A 15,281-nucleotide genomic window follows, 5' to 3' on the forward strand; every position below is an offset into this window, starting at 1 on the left:
TATGGAAACATGGAAATGAAAAAGGAAATGCCTTTGACGGCGGACCGTGTTGAACGGGCGCTCGACGGCTTGGCCGAGATCATGGTGAAGCTCGGGCCGGAAGGGCGCAAATGCTTGCCCATTTACGAAAGCATTGAGAAGGACCTAGCTGTGATGCGTTCAGCCGAGGACAAGATGGCGGCCGTTCGCGAGCGCGCTAAACGATCGAAGGATCGAAAGGCATCGCAGCTGCCTGCATAGCTTCCAGCTTTAGCGCGAGGGAACCGCCCTCGCCATATTCAGGGCGATCTATAGAGTGGCCCATGAGGATCTTCCTCACCTCTTCGTCGACCTTCACGTTTTTCATCCGATCCTCGAACGAATGGCGGAATGAATAAACGGTCGTCTTGGCCGACTCGCGCAGGCCGTTCTCGACCATGTATTTGTTGATGGCAGCAGAGAGGTTGCCCTCTTTGTCCCGGTAGCGCGGAAATCCCTTTGGGAACTTACGAAGCGCCTCAAGCGCCATCCCGGTCACCGGCACCACGCGGATCGAGTTTTCAGTCTTCACCTCTCGCGGATCATCGGGGTCGTCGTCTGGCTCAATTTTGATGTAGGGGATGTTGTCCTGGAGATTTATGCGGTCTGGCGTCAAATTGCAGATCTCGCTCGGCCGCGCGCCAATGTCGATCATGATCAACAGGACCGCGCGCGCCATGTCATTCAAGCCCGCCAGGGCGCCGGGCTTGAGGATTTTCTCAGAGATCCATTTCATCGAGAAGGGATGACGCTTCCTTCTCCTCTTGGCCTTGTCCTTGAACCTGAGCCCATCGAATGGGTTGACGCGGTCCTCCTGTTTCATATGGGCGAAGTATTCCCGGTAGAGCACCCGCATGTCACCGAGCCGACGGTTGCCGATGTCTGGTGTATGCGTCGGCCTTCCCTCCTTCGGCGCAATGCGCTCCATCCACCAGTTGTAATATTTGCGGGCGTCGTCACGAGCGATGTCGTCGATGTTGATGTTGCCGACCACCGACACGAAATGGTCCTTCGATCCCTTCTTCACCGACAGCCACTTTGCGCGTTGGCCCGCGCTTTTGCCAGCAAGCTGATGAGGCGTAATCTCTTCCTCGTAAACTTTGAAGGCGTCCTCGATCGATACCGACGGCGGGTCAACTATTCCCAACACGGCACTCGCCGCGCGCACCTGGACCGGCCCGCCCTGCATGAGGGCCTCGATACGATTGACGCGGGAGATCAGCACCTCTGATGCGATTTCCTGCGCCGGGCGGTAGGAAAAGCCCATCGCCTTCGCCATCTTCACAGCCGCAACATAACGCGCCTTGGCCGCCGCCTGATCGGCGCCGCCGAGCATAGATGCCCACAGTTCGTCGTCTGCTTTCTCGTATGCGTCGCGAAACTCTCGCGCCCGGCCGAGGCTGGACGTCTTGAGCGAAATCTTGACGGTGTGACCGCGCTCGTCGACGTCGCGGAGCTCCACCGGGACGCGCCGGCGGTAGTAGAAATTGCCGTTCAAGCAGAGCAGATATCGATCTGCATCGTCCACGCTTTTCCTGTGCCGACCCATGTCGCCAAAGCCTTTGTGTACCAATTTGCGTGCGGATATATGTGCTAAAACAGCAGGCGGAGGCAACATGAATTTTCGATCGATCGAAAATCAGCAGCAAAATCACAAGGTTGGCTTGGACAAAATCTGAAATCGTTGGAGCGGGTGAAGGGAATCGAACCCTCGTATTCAGCTTGGGAAGCTACCGGAACCCGTAGCGATTTCAGCAGGCCGTGTCACGAGAAAAATCGGCGGACAGAGCCTGACGTGACACGATCCAAAGATAGGAATGGCGGCCCAACGGCCGCCATTTCCTATAATAATAGCGCGAACATGATGGAGGGTGAAAAACAGATTTCGAGCCGAGCCTGCGCCGCCTCATGACGTTGGTCCTGTCTAGCGATGAAACGAGAAAAGGCGGCACATAGGCCGCCTTTTGCTCGCGAATTTCTACAGGCTTGACCGACATCTCTTGCAGTGGCGGCAGCCGTTGTGTTGATCCTCAATCCTGGCTTCTACTCGTCCTGCCTTTCGGCAGGGTGATGCCCGTTCGAAGCTCCGCTTTCCTGACTGCGGCACTCGACACGCCCAACTTCTCGCTGAGTTGGTAGGCGTTTAAGTCGTCGCGAGCAGCGTCAGCCAAAACCAACTCCCATTCAAACAGTGGTTTCCTTCCGCCCTTGTGCCGACGCGGCAATTGAATGCCAGTGCGCAATTCGTTCTTTTGGACATGAGTTCGGCTGACGTTTAGGTCGGCCGCCACTTCCGCAGCGGAGGCGCCGGCTTCCCTCGCCTCTGCCAGCACGGCGGGCCAATCATTTTCGAGATCGGGCAGATGGGCACGACCGCCAGTCCGTTCGCCATCGACAGGGTGGGCGACGACCACCTGCTTGTTCCGGTAATTGGCCCTGCCCTTCGGCAACTGAATTCCGGTGCGCGCTTGAGCCAAGCGAACCGAAGCAGCCGTCACGCCGAGATGGATGGCCACCTGATTCGTGTTAAACCCCTTGTCGCGCGCCTCTGTTAAAACTGCGGGCCAATCGAACAACGGCGTGCCGCGCTTTTCAGGATTTTCGACAAGGCGCTTCAACCGAATCCCCGTCGCCAGCTCTTTTCTGGCAACGTGAGTGCGGTTGCAGCCCAATTTTTCGGCAAGCTGCTTAACGGAAAGACCCGCCGCTTGCGCTTCAGCAAGAACGGCGGGCCAATCGATTGTCGTGTCCGGCTTTCGATGTCTGCCGACCATTAGTCGCCGAATTTTGATTCGAGACGGGCCAGACGCTCTTGCAGTTGAGCAATCAGACTCTTTTCTTCAGCTTTTGCTTCTTCCTTAGCCTTGCCAGCCGCCTCGTCAGCCCTAGCTGCTTCGGGAAACAAGAGACGGTAGGTATGCGGCTCGTGGAACTTCAGCATCGTCATAGCGAACTCGCGCGTATCGACCCCAAGAGCGACAGCGTAAGCCTCGTAACGATCCGGGGGCACGCGACCACGACCGGCTTCGATTTGAGAGATGAACGTGTAGTGCTCAAGGTTGACCCGATTCGCGAGATCGCGCTGGCTCAGTCCAGCCGACTCACGTTTCGACCGGACGTAGGCGCCCGCCTCGCGGCGCAGCGCGGCGATATCGTCTTTTGTCTGGCTCGGATTCGCCTGCGAAAGCATTGCTGACATGCCCCAATTTAAATGAATGGACGAGGTTGCGCAAATGGTGCGCGCTCGTGTTGCGTGATTGCTATATAAGAGTAACCACTGCACTCTGTAAAGGGGTGTGGCCAAATAATGACAGATCAGGGGCAATTCTCGGCGGAACCTAAGTTTCACAAGGCATTTTTGTTCCCGCCAGCGGCTAGAAAATCGGGACACAGCTTCTTATAGAGCGAATTGAAGTCAAGATCACACTTTCTGTGAAGTGCGCGCTTGACCTTTATCGAATCTCGATATAGCTATCATCGCCGACCGGCAAATTGGTCGTTCCAAATCGAGAGGAATTTTCACATGGCTGCTTCCATCCAAGGCGTATACGTCGCCCTGTTCGGCCGTCCGGCTGACCCGACGGGCCTCGCATACTTCAACAGCGTCACCAAGAACGGCGCTGACCTGAAGGCAATCGGTGACCTGGCTTCGACCCAGGAATACAAGGACCGCTTTGCTGGTCAGAACAACGTTCAGATCGTTTCGTCGATCTACCAGTCGCTGTACAACCGCGCACCCGATGCTGCTGGCCTCGCGTTCTTTGTTAACGCTCTGAACACCGGCGCTCAGACCATCAACACGATCGCAATCAACATCCTCGACGGCGCTCAGGGTTCTGACAAGACCATCATCGACACCAAGGTCGCTGCTGCCGACGCCTACACGAAGGCTCTCGACACCGGCGCTGAAATCGTCGCTTACTCGGGCAACGCTGCTGCTGCCCAGGGCCGCGCCTTCCTCGCTCCGATCTCGACGACCGCTCCGACGCAGGCTGCTGTTGACGCTGCTGTTAAGGCAATGGTTGACGCCTCCAACGGTGGCGGCACCGGTACTGCTGGCGTTACCATCACTCTGGCGAATCCGGCTGCTGCCGATTTTGTTTCTCCGGACCAGACGAACGCTGCATTCAAGACGACTGCAGGCAACGATACGATCCGCGCTATTGCTGCAGCTGACTTCGCATCGGTCGACTCCATCGACGGTGGCGCAGGTACTGATACTCTGAATGCTCCGATCGTTGCTACCGGTAGCGTAAACCCTGTTCTGAAGAGCGTTGAAATTATCAACCTCACGGGCCCGGGTTCCGGCGCTGCGTTTACTGCTGGTGCTGCTGGTATTGCCGGTCAGTCCTTCACATTTGATTCTAGCGCTTCGACTGGCATTCAGCAGATCAACGTAAAGGACGTTACCCTTACGGCTGACGTAACGACCGGCGCTGTAAACGAAGGCGCAAGCATCAACTTCAACAACACTGACAAGGCTGTTGTTGTCGGTCTGCAAAACGTAGGCGCCACTGGCGGTGCAAACCCGACTGACCACGCTGATATCAACATTAGCTACACCAACGTTGGTGGCGGCAGCGACAGCGCGACGATCTCCCTGAACGGCGTAACTTCGTCTGCAAATAGCGTAGCAATCGTTCACACCGCTGGCATCGAGAACCTGACGGTAAATACGTCTGGCGCCGCAAGCAGCGTAACGATTGACGATGCAGCCCTTCAGAAGCTGACTGTCACTGGTGATCAGAACATTTCGATCCTCAACACGGCCAATAATGGCCAGCTGAAGATCGTTGATGCTTCTGCTTTGACTGGCACTTTCACTTATGTCGCTACCGGTAACGGTGAAACCATCACTGGCGGCGCAAAGGCGGATACGATTACGCTTGGTGCTGGCAACGATACGGTTGTCTACAACAAGGCTGGCGTTTCCGTAGTTGGCGCGGTTGATACCATCAATGGCTTCAATGCCGTTAACGCGGACAAAATCGATCTGAAGGCGTTTAGCCTCGGTGCTGACACGACCATTAAGGCAGTAGTCACGTCGCCGGCGGCCGATGTTGCTGGTTTCTTCGATGGTACAAACCATCTGGCCTTCAACGCAGGCGCTGCAACACTCTATGTCGACGTTAACAAGGACGGCAACTTCAATGCTGCTTCGGACTTGGTAATCACTTTGGCTGGTGTTACTGCGGCAAACCTCGATAAGACTGACTTCATTCTCTAATCTTTCCTCTCGGAAAGGAAGAACCCCCGGCTTCGGCTGGGGGTTTTTTTATGCGCTAGCGTTCCCGCTTCTGACTGCTCGCCTCCAGTCGCTGCAATATTTCCTTGATGACGCGCAGGTCGCCGGATTGCTGCGATAACGATTTCTGAATTTCGCCGACCGTCTGCGACATGGTCGAGGCCTGTGTTTCGACGGTCGTGACGCGATAGGTCAGATTATCCGCGATGCTTGATTGCTTGCGCAGGTCCGTTTCGAGGCCGACGAGGCGTTGATCGAAACGAGCGTCGTTTGCCTTGCGCTCGGCAAGCCGATCCTTTATCGACTGTTCATGTTCCTTGCGCCAGTCCTGCAGGTCGGTGATATCACGATCATTGTTGATCCAGATCGCCGCGCCGCCAAACAGCATGCCGACCAGCGAGACGAGCTGGATAATCGTATTCAGGTTCCATTCGATCCGGCCTTTCGGCGGCAGTGCAGACACTGCATTGTCTCCCATCAGTTTCCGCCCTGCCCTTCCAGCGCCGTTGCGGCATTTGCCAAGGCCTTATGCCGCAGGCGGCATTCGCCAAGGGCAATGCGATCGCGCACCCAATAGGGCGCGCCAACCTTCATCGACGTCAGGGCGCCGGGCGGCAGATCGGAGACCGGGTCGCAATCCTGTTTCAGGGCCTGCGGAATGGCGGCAAGCCGCGGCTTAGCGACCGGCGGCGTCGATGATGTTGCGCAGCCGCTCGGAAACAGCGGGAGGGCAAGCGCAAGCAGGATTGGCTTCAGGCTCGGCAGCAAGGGCTTTCTCCAGTTCCGAGATTTTGAAGGATTGGAGCTGGCGCTGGCGCCAATACTCGCTTTCGATGCCGTCGATCTTTGTCTGCGCCTGCTGGCGTTCGGTCTCACGCGCCGCCGCCTCGCGTCGGCGCAGCTCTTCCCACGCCTGCCGCTCGACAAGACGGCCGGCCTGATACTGGCGATCGACACGGCCCTCGATCAGGAAGGGCACGCCCTCATAGGCAAGCACGGTCGAGCCCACCGAAATAACGACGGCGAGCGCTGCCCAGGACAGAGGAACCGGGATCATGGCAATCACAATCCCGAAACGCAGGTTTCGGCCTCGCCGACGCGCTGCGCATCGCCCATCTCACGGCGGTTCACGAGACCGTCGAGGCGCTTGCCGCCGGCCTTGTTAAAAGCGCTGGCGGCTTCGCAGCTTTCGCGATATTTGCCCGCCTTGGCGAGGCGGACCGCCGTCGAGCGGCAGGTCGCGCCGATGCCGACATTCCAGGCAAGCGACAGCATCGCGCCGCGCCAGGCAAGCGGCCGGTCTTCCCAGCTGCCGACACAGGCGGCCACCGGCGGGCGATAATCCCTGACCAGCTTGACCGCCAGCCGCTTGTCGCAGCCGGCCGGCGTCTCGACCATGCCGGGACGGACATTGTCGGTATCGCCGTCGCAGATCGTCCAGACCGGCGGCTTTGCCAGGCGATCGTAATAGGCAGCGAGCGACCGGCCTTCCCATGGCTGAATGATCTTGACCGCCAAGGCAACATCATCCGGCACGCGATAGCCGCCGAAGATGGTCGCCATGCCGCCGGCGGAGATCGCCACGACGCCGGCAATCAGGGCCTTGGCGCGGCGGCTGGAGGTGATTTTATGGATCGGCATCGGAGAGACCTTTCTGCGCCACAAGGCGGGCGACGATGGCGGCGACGGAAATGAGGAAGCCGAGGGCGGCGAAGCTGCGCGGAGGCAGGGGCAAGGCGTCATCGAGGAACGGCCAGACGAATTCCAGTGCCTGGCAAAAAATGCCAAGCGCCAGCAGGCGAATGCTCCAGGCACGCCGGAGCACCGCCCGCCAATCATGGGCAAGCTTCATGGGATTTTCCTTGGGAGGTTAGTTTTCGTCCGTCCGGCCGATGCGGTTGGCGCTCGACCAGTCCTTCGGCGTCGCCGGCGTGCCAGCAGGCGAATTCGGGGCGACCTTGTCATGTTTCGATGACGTTGCGCCAGAGCCCGAGCCCTCGCCGCCGGATTTGCCGTCATACAGCTTGAAGGCGATGCCCGTGGTGTATCCGGCGGATTTCGAGAATTTATGGGTGGCGGTATCGATGACATAAGGCACGCCATCGACGCCCGGACGCACGCCCTGAAACAAAAGCGGCGCGCCGGCGCAGATGCCGGTATCGCCGGGCACCTCGACCGAGCCGGAGCCCTCGCCGCGCTTCAGCGCCTTGGCCTTGGCCTGGGCCGCCTTGTCCGCCTCGTCGACCGAGGCGAAGGCTTCGGGGATCCTGAAAACGCTGTCGCCATCGGCATCCGCATCCGCCTCGATCTCCCGGCGCCTGGCTTCGTCGCCATCCTGATAATAGGCGACGACCTTGCTGTATTTCGTGCGGTCGTTGGCCTCGACGGTGCAGCTGCCCTGCCGGATCATGGATGGCGTGACCACCACCGATCCGACGAAAGCACCGGACGCCGAATTGCCGGAACCTTTCTTTGCAAAGACCAGGCGGCCCGCCTTGACCGAGAACAGGCCGCCATGCCGATCCGCCAGGCGGCGGAGGAAATGGATGCTGGTTTCGTCCTGTTGTCCCAGCCATTGATAATCGATCCTGGCGAGATCGGGATCGACGGCCGGTTTCAAGCCTGCCTCGCCCGCAATCTGCGACACGACATCGCCCAAGGTTTTCCTATCCCAATGGCGTTCCATGCGCTGTTTCAGCCTGCCCGATCGAAGGTCGGCCGCCTTGCCGGAAATCGACATGCCATAGGGCAGGATTTTAAGCTGCACCTTGTCGACCGTGAACTGGCCAAGCGAGCGCATGCCGGTCTCGCTATAGCCGACCTGCACATCGATGATGGCGCCGGTGCGCGGGATGGCGAGGAAATCCGGCGGGCCGTCATTGAGGTCGATGTCGACGGTATCGGCCGAATCCCCATCCTTGTCGGTGACGGTGATCGAGACCAGACGTTCGTAAAAGGTGCCGGCGACCGGCTTGCCGTCGACCGTGACAGTGACGCGAGGATGCATGTCAGTCCCAAAGCTGTTTGAGTTTCGGCGCGAGCGAAGGGTCGGCGACATCGGGCATGATGATCACCGTGCCCATCGGCAAGACCGGCCCCAGCGCCGCGAGCCCCGGATTGGCGGCCAGCACGGTTTCGGTGACCTCGTCCGTGCGGCCATAGGTGGCGTCGCAGGCCATGTCGACCGTCTCGCCCTGCCTGGTGGTATAGGTTTTCGGCATGGCGTCATCCGAACAGCGAGAGGATCGAGCCAAGGCCGCCACCGGAGACGGCGCGGCCATAGCGCTTCAGGGTGATGGAATAGCCATTGCGCTGCGGCACGCCCTGGCGATTGTGAAAGCTGCGATCCTCGTCGATGCTTTGCACCGTGAAGAGCCCGTGAATAATGCCCTGCACATTGCTGCCCGAGACCAGCATCAACGGCGTGCCGGCATTGGCCGCGGCGATGATGCCTTCCAGCGAAGCCTGCCCGCCATATTCGACCGGGAAGAGCACGCCGCGAATGGTGACCTCTTCCGAGGTCGGGCCGGTCCATTGCTGCTGATCCAGCCCCTGCGCAACCGGCACATCGGCCCATTGCGTGTTGAGCCGGCGACCGACCGTTTCATAGCCGAAACCGAGACTTTCGAACGGAAATCCGCCGAGCGTCATGCCGACAGGTCCAGACATGCGACCTCCTGTTGAAACAAATGCCGGGCGGTCAGTCGCTGAAAGCCGCGTCCGACCGCGCCTTGATCTGGGCGCCCAGCTTGGCAATGGCCGCATCGGCCGCGGCCTGCGGATCGCTGACGCCGGCGATGGTGATCGGCGCATGGACGGTGATGTTCGGCGGCTGCAGGTTGGTCACGCGGACATCCTGCACGCCGGCCGGCTGGTTCATTTCCGCGATGCTCGACGCGTCGATACGCACAGGCCGTTCTTCGCCGGCCGCTCTCTGGTCGCGAAGATTGGCAAACGGCGCATAGACGTTCCTGTCCGGCTCACTGCCCTTGCGGTTGGTCGCGAAATCGCCCAGCCATCCGATACCGCGGCCCACATAATCCGGCGGCTCGACGAAAGGCTTCCCGGTCGACCTTTCGAAAAGCTCTCGAATGGCGCCCTCGCCGGCCATCTGCAACAGGCTGGTGACAAGGCCACCCTTGAGGAGATTGGCACCGCCGGCCCTGAGACGGCTGAACACGGATGCAGGCGCAGCCGAACCCGGAGGCCTGGGAACCCCAAGACCTTGAACGCCAGTCGCGGTGACACGCGCGCCGGCGGGCAAAGCGCTTTCCCCCGGCACGGTGCCCCACGGGCCTTTCGTTCCCGGGCGGGCACCCGGAATGCGCGGACGCCCCGGCATCACGCGCCCGGCCGCTTCTGCCGCCTTCGGCACAGTGGCCGGCACTTTCGGCGCCGCCTTGCGCAAGCTCTCGAACAGCTTGAGCAGGTTTTTCGCCCGTGCCGCGATCATCAACAGTCCGGCCCCGATGCCTGCCCATTCCAGGGCGGACAGACCTTTCAGGTTTTCGATAAACTCGCCGATGGATTCGGCGCCCTTGGCCGCATCGACCACCGCCTTGATGCCGGAGGCGACCGCGAAGAGCCTGAACCATTTCGAAATGCCCATGGCCGCCGCCGTGGCGCCGAGTTCGGTCAAAAACTTCAACACCGGGCTTTCGGTGATGGCGCTGGTCAGCGAGCGCAAGTCCTGCCCATACTGGTAGAATTGGCCGAAGGCGCGACCGTATTCGTCCGCCGCCTTGCTGGCATCCTTCACGCCGAAGATGAACTCCTTCAGCGAGCCGGCGCCGGCATCACCGCCGAAACCGAGACCTTTCCAGAAGCCTTCGGCGCTGGCCTTCAGCCGATCGTAGACCGTAAAACGCTGGTCGAGCGTGTTGAGCACGCCGGCCAGTTCTTCCGCCTGGCGCGAGATCGGCCCGAGCAGATTGGCGCCGGCCGCCGTGCGCAGGTTTTCCATGGCGACCCAGAAGGATTTGATCTTCTGTTCTGCATCGCCCATGCGCCGGCGAAAGGCATCGTCGACCGCGCCCGTCGCATTCTCGGCATCGCCGCGGATGCGCAGATAATCCTTCATGCCGGCAATCATCGGCCGGATGAAATCCAGCGTCTGCTTATCGCCGAAAAGCTGGGTCAGCAGCTCCGGCTTGCCGCCTTCGGTTTTCTTGTCAATCAGCTTGATGAAATGTTCAATCGGCGAAATTCCGTTCTTTTTCGCCTTGCGCAATTCATCCGTGACGTTGACCCCCATCTTCTTGAAGTTTTTGATCGTCTGAGGCGTGACGATCTTGCCCATGAAATCTGAAAGGTTGTTCGCAGCCGTCGAGGCATCGCCGGCACCACGGCGGGCGATCTGCAGGGCAGCCGCCATATCGTAAATACCCTTTGTGCCGTTTAGCCCAAGCGCCTGGGCGGAAGCCGTCAACTGCGGGAAATACTGCGCCATGTCGCGAAGCTCGAAGGCGCCGGCATTGCCGGCGCTGGTCATCCCGTCAAGCATCTTGGCAACCTCATCCGGGGCAACACCAAGGTTCTGCATCGCGGATGTCGCGGCAGACGACAGGTCGGTAATGGAAGAACCGGAAGCCGTTGCGGCCTTACCGATGGCACCGATAGAACCCATGGCCTGGTCGGCCGACAAACCCATGGCAAGCATCGTATCGACGCCGCCGCGCAGATCGGTGGCGAACTGGTTGACGTTCGGCGCGATGGCGACGAGGCGCTGGTTCATCTGCTGCAACTGGGTTGCGGACAGATCGGCCTTGATGCCGATCTCGGTCATGGCGGCCTGGGCTTCCCGCGCCTTCTGAAAGCTTTCGACGACAGTTTCGTTGAAGCCGACATAGGCACCGCCGATGGCGAGCACCTGGCCGGCCAGCCCGCGAAACGGCGCCATGAAGCCGCGCGCCTGCTGCTGCACACCGCGCAAGGCGCCATTGATGATTTTCGCGCGGGCGGTGACCTCGTCGAGGAGCGTCATCCGCAATGTGCTTTGTTGAACGCCGCCCATGGTCACTTTCCATTCAAGGCATCCTGCAGCCGCATCGCGGCCTCGAAATGCATCAGCAGTTTTTCGGGAGACCACCCCTCAATCACATTGAGAGGCGTCGAGGCAAAACGGGCCACGAAATGGACAATTACTCCCCAGTCGTGCCCGCCGGGTCGTTTCCCATAAGTTCCGCTGTTGCGGCCATGATCCGGTTAAAGTCGCGGGCGCTGATCTTGCGAAAGACCGGCAGGGGAATGTCGGCCATACAAGCGAGCACCGCGGCGGTCTGCGCCAGTGGGCCATCCATCTTTTCCGCCGTCATCATGTCGCCGGCCGTGGCCTCGCGGAAATTGAGCACGTCATAAGTCTGCCCGTTGTGCTCGACGGGCTTTGTCAGGGTGAAGGTTACCAAGAGGAGATTCCTTTAGAGCAAGAGGGCGTTGCGGATGCCTTGGTTTTGAACCTGGCCACCGATGCTGATTACGAAGTCGTCGACTTCCTGAATGGGCTCGCCATCGACTTCGAGCTTGTGCCAGCGCACATCGACGGCATAGTCGTTTTCGGCGAGGTCGCCGCCCTTCCATGTCCCGTGGTTGGGCTTGTACAAGATGCCGCGAACGCTGATCACGCCGGAATGGACTTGACCATCCTCGTCGACGAGGGCGCCGGTGATCATGAAAGGCGTCTCGACGCCCAGCGCCAGGCCGAACAGCTTCAGAACTTGCGGATCGAAGCCCGGCATCTTGAAGGAAAATTCGGTCGCCTCGTAACCGAGATAGACCTTGCGCGGGCGGATCATGCCGCCGTTGCGCATATCCTCGCGCTTGGCTTCGAGGGCCGGAAGGGTGACATCACCGATCTGGCCGATCTTGTTCTGCCGATCGATGAACAACAGGCAATCGCGAAGGATATAGCAGGGGACTTCTTTTGCCATTGCAGGCGGCCTTTCCTGATTATGCCGCCAGCGTCAGCGGACCGTTTTCGATAGCGCCGCGCACCTGGTCCAGCGTGAGCTGGAAATACAGGATGTTGCGGTGGGTGGTGACGTGGATTTGCTCCATCGGCACGACGGGCTCGAATTCGCAGTCGAGGAAAACCTTGCCCTGCGCATTCAGCGTCGGGACATTCAAGGCCGACAGCCAGACGCGACCGCCGAGAATGTCTTGATTGAGGGTGCGCGCGCGCATCAGCGCGTTACCGTCCTCAACCAGCATTTTGAGGTTGTGGGGCGTGAATTTCTTGTCGACCCACTGGAAATAGATGTCTTCGATATCATCCTTCAGCATGTCGCCGACAGCGCGGACGCTGTCGAACTGCCAGAGCGGTTCGCTCGCCGACAGGCGCGAACCCCAGGTGCGCAGGCCGCGTTCGTTGATGATGGTCGAGACCTGATTGCTGTTGAGGTAGTTCGAATCCACCGGATAGACGATGGTGCGGGCGACGCCATCGAGCGTGCGGATTTCCTTGTTGGAGACCGACCCCGACACACCCTCATTCGAGGCGACGACGCGGGCACGGACGCCGGCGAAGACCGGTGCGGCGCGGACGGCGACCGGCGTGCCGGCGACATTGACCAGCCCTTTCGGATCGATGCCCATGATGCGGCTGCCCAGCGTCTGGCGCCAGCGCACCGCCTCCGCATCCGTCGTGTTCGGGCCATCGACATAGGCACGGGCGCCGATCTCATTCGCGACCGTATTGAGCGCGGAAATCAGGGGATTGCCGACGTCGCCGACATTGGCGGTTGCCGCCGCGCCCGTGCCGCCGCCATCGGCAAAGGCCAGCGTCGGCGCGGCCGACATGTTCTTACCGGGCGTCACGACGTTGACGGCGACGACCTTGCCGGCATTGGCGCCCTCGCCGAGCACGGCTTCAAGCGTCGGCAAGACCTTGCCGGCATCGCTGCCGCCGCCCGACGCGGTGACGGTGGGCGCCGAGGTATAGCCCGAGCCGCCGGCGGTGACATTGACCGACACGACGCCGTCGTCGATCCACGCACCGGTATTGCCGCCGGTGATCAGCACGCGGGGTTTCAGTTGGAACAGGGTCTTGCAGCGCAACGCGGCATAGATACCGGTGCGGGCCGCGGCATTGCCGATCAGGTTCGCTTCGAGCGTCGCAGGATCAGCGCTATGCTCGACGCGGTTGACGATAATGACCGAGCCGCCCTCGCCGAAGATGTGGGTCACGTCGTCGAGCAGCGTGCCGGCCGCGCCGAGCGCCGCAGCCTGCGACAGCGACTTGACCAGTGTCAGGCCCAGCGGAAACGCCGCCGCATCCGCATCCGGCGCCGTCCCGTTGACGAAGGTCACGCCATAATTGTTGAGGCGCATCAGCGAGGGCGTGTCGGCGCTCTCCTCGACTTTCACGCCATGGAAATACGACAGGTCAACCATGCATGGTCTCCACTCTAAAGGTCAGGGATTTTCAGGAGGCCGGCGCGACACACGCCGGCAGAGATCAGGCGGGCCAGCCGCTTTCGATATCGATGGCGTCGAGGGCGGCGTCGTCTTCGGCCGCCTCGATCATGTCTTTCAGGTCGCGTCCGCGCTGGCGGATTTGGGCGTAGCGATCACCGACACCAGCGGCGAGGCCGAGACCGTCGGCGGGTGCGGCGAGCGGGATGCGGACGTTTTCAACCGTGATCCAGCCCTGCTGGTAGCTCTCCGGCCACGGCAGGGCGCCGGAGGCCGCGCCGATCGCCGTCGTCGCCATCGCGGTCAGGTCGGCGCGTGACCCGTCATCGAGGGCAATGTGCAGCGTGGTTTCGCCAGCCGCCACCGGCGCCCCGGCCGCCAGCAGCGCGGCGACATGGGCGTTGACAGTGGCGGCGAGGCTGGTCTTGCGGGCGTCGAGGGGCGGGATCGGCGGCTCGACCGGGCCGATTAATTCCCAGCGGCCGGCGAAATTGGCCTCGACGAAGGCTTCGTCGGCGACTATGTGATTGATAACCTCGCCGCGCTCGTCGGTGATGGCGTAGAACATGACAGTCATGACAAAACCTCCATAATGATGAGGCCATCGCCACCTTTGGCCGCGCGCGCCGAGTTGCCCGATATCGCAGCAACGACCCCTCCCGAGCCCGCACCGATCCCAGCGGCAGGGCCATTGATCATCCCTATACCTGTGCTCGGCATTGGGTAAGAAGCACCCCCGCCAAAATCTCCGGCAGCTCCTCCACCATTTCCTGCCCCGCAGCCTGGCCCCGCCGTGCCGGATGTTTGGATAGGGCCGAACGTCTGCCAAAAGCCGAGGAACGCTCTACTGAGCAGCGTGTATGCCGTTGTCAGCGCCGAATTTACCAGACTTCCAACACCACCGCCGTACAAGGCGCCCGTCGAGGCTGTGGATACTGGCGCGTCTTGTGCGTTTTGGCCAAGCCCACCGCCCCCAGTCATCTGAGTGATGGAGCTTCCATTGTAGGGACCATTTGCGGGGATGTCACCGCCACGTCCGCCCTCCCCGAGAAGGTTGACGCCCCCACCGCCAGTCGCACGAAGCAGATAGCCGGTCGGCGTTCCGGTTCCAGCGCCGATGTTACCGCCACGGTTGCCATCTCTGTTGACGTCGCCGCCAGAGGCAATACCGCCCAGCCCGCCCAGTGTCGCGGCAGTCACGGTGTTCGCGGTGTTTCCGCCCTTGCCTCCGCCCGCAATGAGGTTGAGACCTCCACCCGTGACCGTTGTATTGCCACCATCAGCCCCGTTTGACTGTCCCGCTGTGCTGGGCGTCAGCGCGACCGCCCAGCCGCCGGCGCCGATCGTGAAGGTGTACGTGACGCCCGCTTTGAGCGTGACGCGCTTCTTGACATACGCCCCTGAGCCGCCACCCGTCGCCGAAAGCAAGCCGAGGGTGGCGTTCATGGTGTTCTGGATAAAGCCGCCCTGAGCACCCGCACCGATAAGGTGGAGGATGACGTCTATGTCCTGATCTGGCGTGTAGGTGCGCGAGACTGTGAAGATGCGCCATTCGCGCGGCGTCGAGAGGGAGGTACTCGACGCCAGATATGAAGAAAGAAGCTGCATC

General features: G+C 60.9%; 17 protein-coding genes. 1 reads left to right on the forward strand and 16 read right to left on the reverse strand.

The window, feature by feature from the left end; all coding sequences use genetic code 11:
* Window positions 1-196: 196 nt before the first annotated feature.
* The 3 genes from GTU70_RS00790 to GTU70_RS00800 form a co-directional block, all read right to left on the reverse strand.
* The gene (locus GTU70_RS00790; RefSeq protein ID WP_235914668.1) at window positions 197-1,591 is read right to left on the reverse strand and encodes a DUF6538 domain-containing protein; all 1,395 of its coding nucleotides are present in this window, start codon (window positions 1,589-1,591) and stop codon (window positions 197-199) included.
* Window positions 1,592-2,048: 457 nt separating this feature from the next.
* A complete protein-coding gene (locus tag GTU70_RS00795; protein ID WP_166096857.1) occupies window positions 2,049-2,792 on the reverse strand; it encodes a hypothetical protein in 744 nt (247 codons plus the stop codon).
* The gene (locus GTU70_RS00800; protein ID WP_166096859.1) at window positions 2,792-3,208 is read right to left on the reverse strand and encodes a helix-turn-helix domain-containing protein; all 417 of its coding nucleotides are present in this window, start codon (window positions 3,206-3,208) and stop codon (window positions 2,792-2,794) included. Before GTU70_RS00800 ends, GTU70_RS00795 begins: the two co-directional genes overlap by 1 nt.
* Before the next feature lie 333 nt (window positions 3,209-3,541).
* On the opposite strand from GTU70_RS00800, the gene GTU70_RS00805 reads away from it, so the two are divergent.
* Window positions 3,542-5,245, forward strand: coding sequence for a DUF4214 domain-containing protein (locus tag GTU70_RS00805; RefSeq protein WP_166096860.1), 1,704 nt, complete (start codon window positions 3,542-3,544; stop codon window positions 5,243-5,245).
* 55 nt (window positions 5,246-5,300) lie between these two features.
* On the opposite strand, the gene GTU70_RS00810 is transcribed toward GTU70_RS00805, so the two are convergent.
* The 13 genes from GTU70_RS00810 to GTU70_RS00870 form a co-directional block, all read right to left on the reverse strand.
* A complete protein-coding gene (locus tag GTU70_RS00810; protein WP_166096862.1) occupies window positions 5,301-5,741 on the reverse strand; it encodes a hypothetical protein in 441 nt (146 codons plus the stop codon).
* Between the two features lie 198 nt (window positions 5,742-5,939).
* Entirely contained in the window at window positions 5,940-6,320 is a 381-nt protein-coding gene (locus GTU70_RS00815) for a hypothetical protein (RefSeq protein WP_166096863.1), read from the reverse strand.
* 5 nt (window positions 6,321-6,325) lie between these two features.
* Window positions 6,326-6,904 (reverse strand): lysozyme, encoded by a 579-nt coding sequence (locus tag GTU70_RS00820; RefSeq protein ID WP_166096864.1) that lies wholly within the window; start codon window positions 6,902-6,904, stop codon window positions 6,326-6,328.
* Window positions 6,891-7,115: a DUF7940 domain-containing protein gene (locus GTU70_RS00825; RefSeq protein ID WP_166096865.1), complete on the reverse strand. Its 225-nt coding sequence runs from the start codon at window positions 7,113-7,115 to the stop codon at window positions 6,891-6,893. The genes GTU70_RS00820 and GTU70_RS00825 overlap by 14 nt, the downstream gene beginning before the upstream one ends.
* Before the next feature lie 18 nt (window positions 7,116-7,133).
* On the reverse strand, window positions 7,134-8,270 hold the full coding sequence (locus GTU70_RS00830; protein ID WP_166096867.1) for a phage late control D family protein: 1,137 nt from the start codon (window positions 8,268-8,270) through the stop codon (window positions 7,134-7,136).
* Between the two features lies 1 nt (window position 8,271).
* Window positions 8,272-8,484, reverse strand: a complete 213-nt coding sequence (locus GTU70_RS00835; protein ID WP_166096868.1) for a tail protein X — start codon at window positions 8,482-8,484, stop codon at window positions 8,272-8,274.
* Window positions 8,485-8,488: 4 nt separating this feature from the next.
* Window positions 8,489-8,914, reverse strand: a complete 426-nt coding sequence (locus GTU70_RS00840; protein WP_235914669.1) for a phage tail protein — start codon at window positions 8,912-8,914, stop codon at window positions 8,489-8,491.
* Window positions 8,915-8,963: 49 nt separating this feature from the next.
* Window positions 8,964-11,246, reverse strand: coding sequence for a phage tail tape measure protein (locus tag GTU70_RS00845; RefSeq protein WP_166096871.1), 2,283 nt, complete (start codon window positions 11,244-11,246; stop codon window positions 8,964-8,966).
* Window positions 11,247-11,403: 157 nt separating this feature from the next.
* A complete protein-coding gene (locus GTU70_RS00850) occupies window positions 11,404-11,667 on the reverse strand; it encodes a phage tail assembly protein (RefSeq protein WP_166096872.1) in 264 nt (87 codons plus the stop codon).
* Window positions 11,668-11,679: 12 nt separating this feature from the next.
* A complete protein-coding gene (locus GTU70_RS00855; RefSeq protein WP_166096874.1) occupies window positions 11,680-12,189 on the reverse strand; it encodes a phage major tail tube protein in 510 nt (169 codons plus the stop codon).
* A gap of 19 nt (window positions 12,190-12,208) precedes the next feature.
* On the reverse strand, window positions 12,209-13,651 hold the full coding sequence (locus GTU70_RS00860; RefSeq protein ID WP_166096877.1) for a phage tail sheath C-terminal domain-containing protein: 1,443 nt from the start codon (window positions 13,649-13,651) through the stop codon (window positions 12,209-12,211).
* Window positions 13,652-13,715: 64 nt separating this feature from the next.
* The gene (locus GTU70_RS00865; RefSeq protein WP_166096879.1) at window positions 13,716-14,249 is read right to left on the reverse strand and encodes a DUF4376 domain-containing protein; all 534 of its coding nucleotides are present in this window, start codon (window positions 14,247-14,249) and stop codon (window positions 13,716-13,718) included.
* A partial coding sequence (locus tag GTU70_RS00870; RefSeq protein WP_456095390.1) for a glycine-rich domain-containing protein occupies window positions 14,246-15,281 on the reverse strand: 1,036 nt, incomplete at its 5' end. The genes GTU70_RS00870 and GTU70_RS00865, both read right to left, overlap by 4 nt.

The organism is Rhizobium flavescens (assembly GCF_011319365.1).

What these genes read in the sequence shown, in the direction of transcription:
- GTU70_RS00830 (WP_166096867.1), bottom strand. Translation starts at nt 8,270, where the DNA reads ATGCATCCTCGCGTCACTGTCACGGTCGACGGCAAGCCGGTCGCCGGC.
- GTU70_RS00860 (WP_166096877.1), bottom strand. Translation starts at nt 13,651, where the DNA reads ATGGTTGACCTGTCGTATTTCCATGGCGTGAAAGTCGAGGAGAGCGCC.
- GTU70_RS00840 (WP_235914669.1), bottom strand. Translation starts at nt 8,914, where the DNA reads ATGACGCTCGGCGGATTTCCGTTCGAAAGTCTCGGTTTCGGCTATGAA.
- GTU70_RS00795 (WP_166096857.1), bottom strand. Translation starts at nt 2,792, where the DNA reads ATGGTCGGCAGACATCGAAAGCCGGACACGACAATCGATTGGCCCGCC.
- GTU70_RS00815 (WP_166096863.1), bottom strand. Translation starts at nt 6,320, where the DNA reads ATGATCCCGGTTCCTCTGTCCTGGGCAGCGCTCGCCGTCGTTATTTCG.
- GTU70_RS00845 (WP_166096871.1), bottom strand. Translation starts at nt 11,246, where the DNA reads ATGACGCTCCTCGACGAGGTCACCGCCCGCGCGAAAATCATCAATGGC.
- GTU70_RS00810 (WP_166096862.1), bottom strand. Translation starts at nt 5,741, where the DNA reads ATGGGAGACAATGCAGTGTCTGCACTGCCGCCGAAAGGCCGGATCGAA.
- GTU70_RS00805 (WP_166096860.1), top strand. Translation starts at nt 3,542, where the DNA reads ATGGCTGCTTCCATCCAAGGCGTATACGTCGCCCTGTTCGGCCGTCCG.
- GTU70_RS00865 (WP_166096879.1), bottom strand. Translation starts at nt 14,249, where the DNA reads ATGACTGTCATGTTCTACGCCATCACCGACGAGCGCGGCGAGGTTATC.
- GTU70_RS00800 (WP_166096859.1), bottom strand. Translation starts at nt 3,208, where the DNA reads ATGCTTTCGCAGGCGAATCCGAGCCAGACAAAAGACGATATCGCCGCG.
- GTU70_RS00855 (WP_166096874.1), bottom strand. Translation starts at nt 12,189, where the DNA reads ATGGCAAAAGAAGTCCCCTGCTATATCCTTCGCGATTGCCTGTTGTTC.
- GTU70_RS00825 (WP_166096865.1), bottom strand. Translation starts at nt 7,115, where the DNA reads ATGAAGCTTGCCCATGATTGGCGGGCGGTGCTCCGGCGTGCCTGGAGC.
- GTU70_RS00820 (WP_166096864.1), bottom strand. Translation starts at nt 6,904, where the DNA reads ATGCCGATCCATAAAATCACCTCCAGCCGCCGCGCCAAGGCCCTGATT.
- GTU70_RS00835 (WP_166096868.1), bottom strand. Translation starts at nt 8,484, where the DNA reads ATGCCGAAAACCTATACCACCAGGCAGGGCGAGACGGTCGACATGGCC.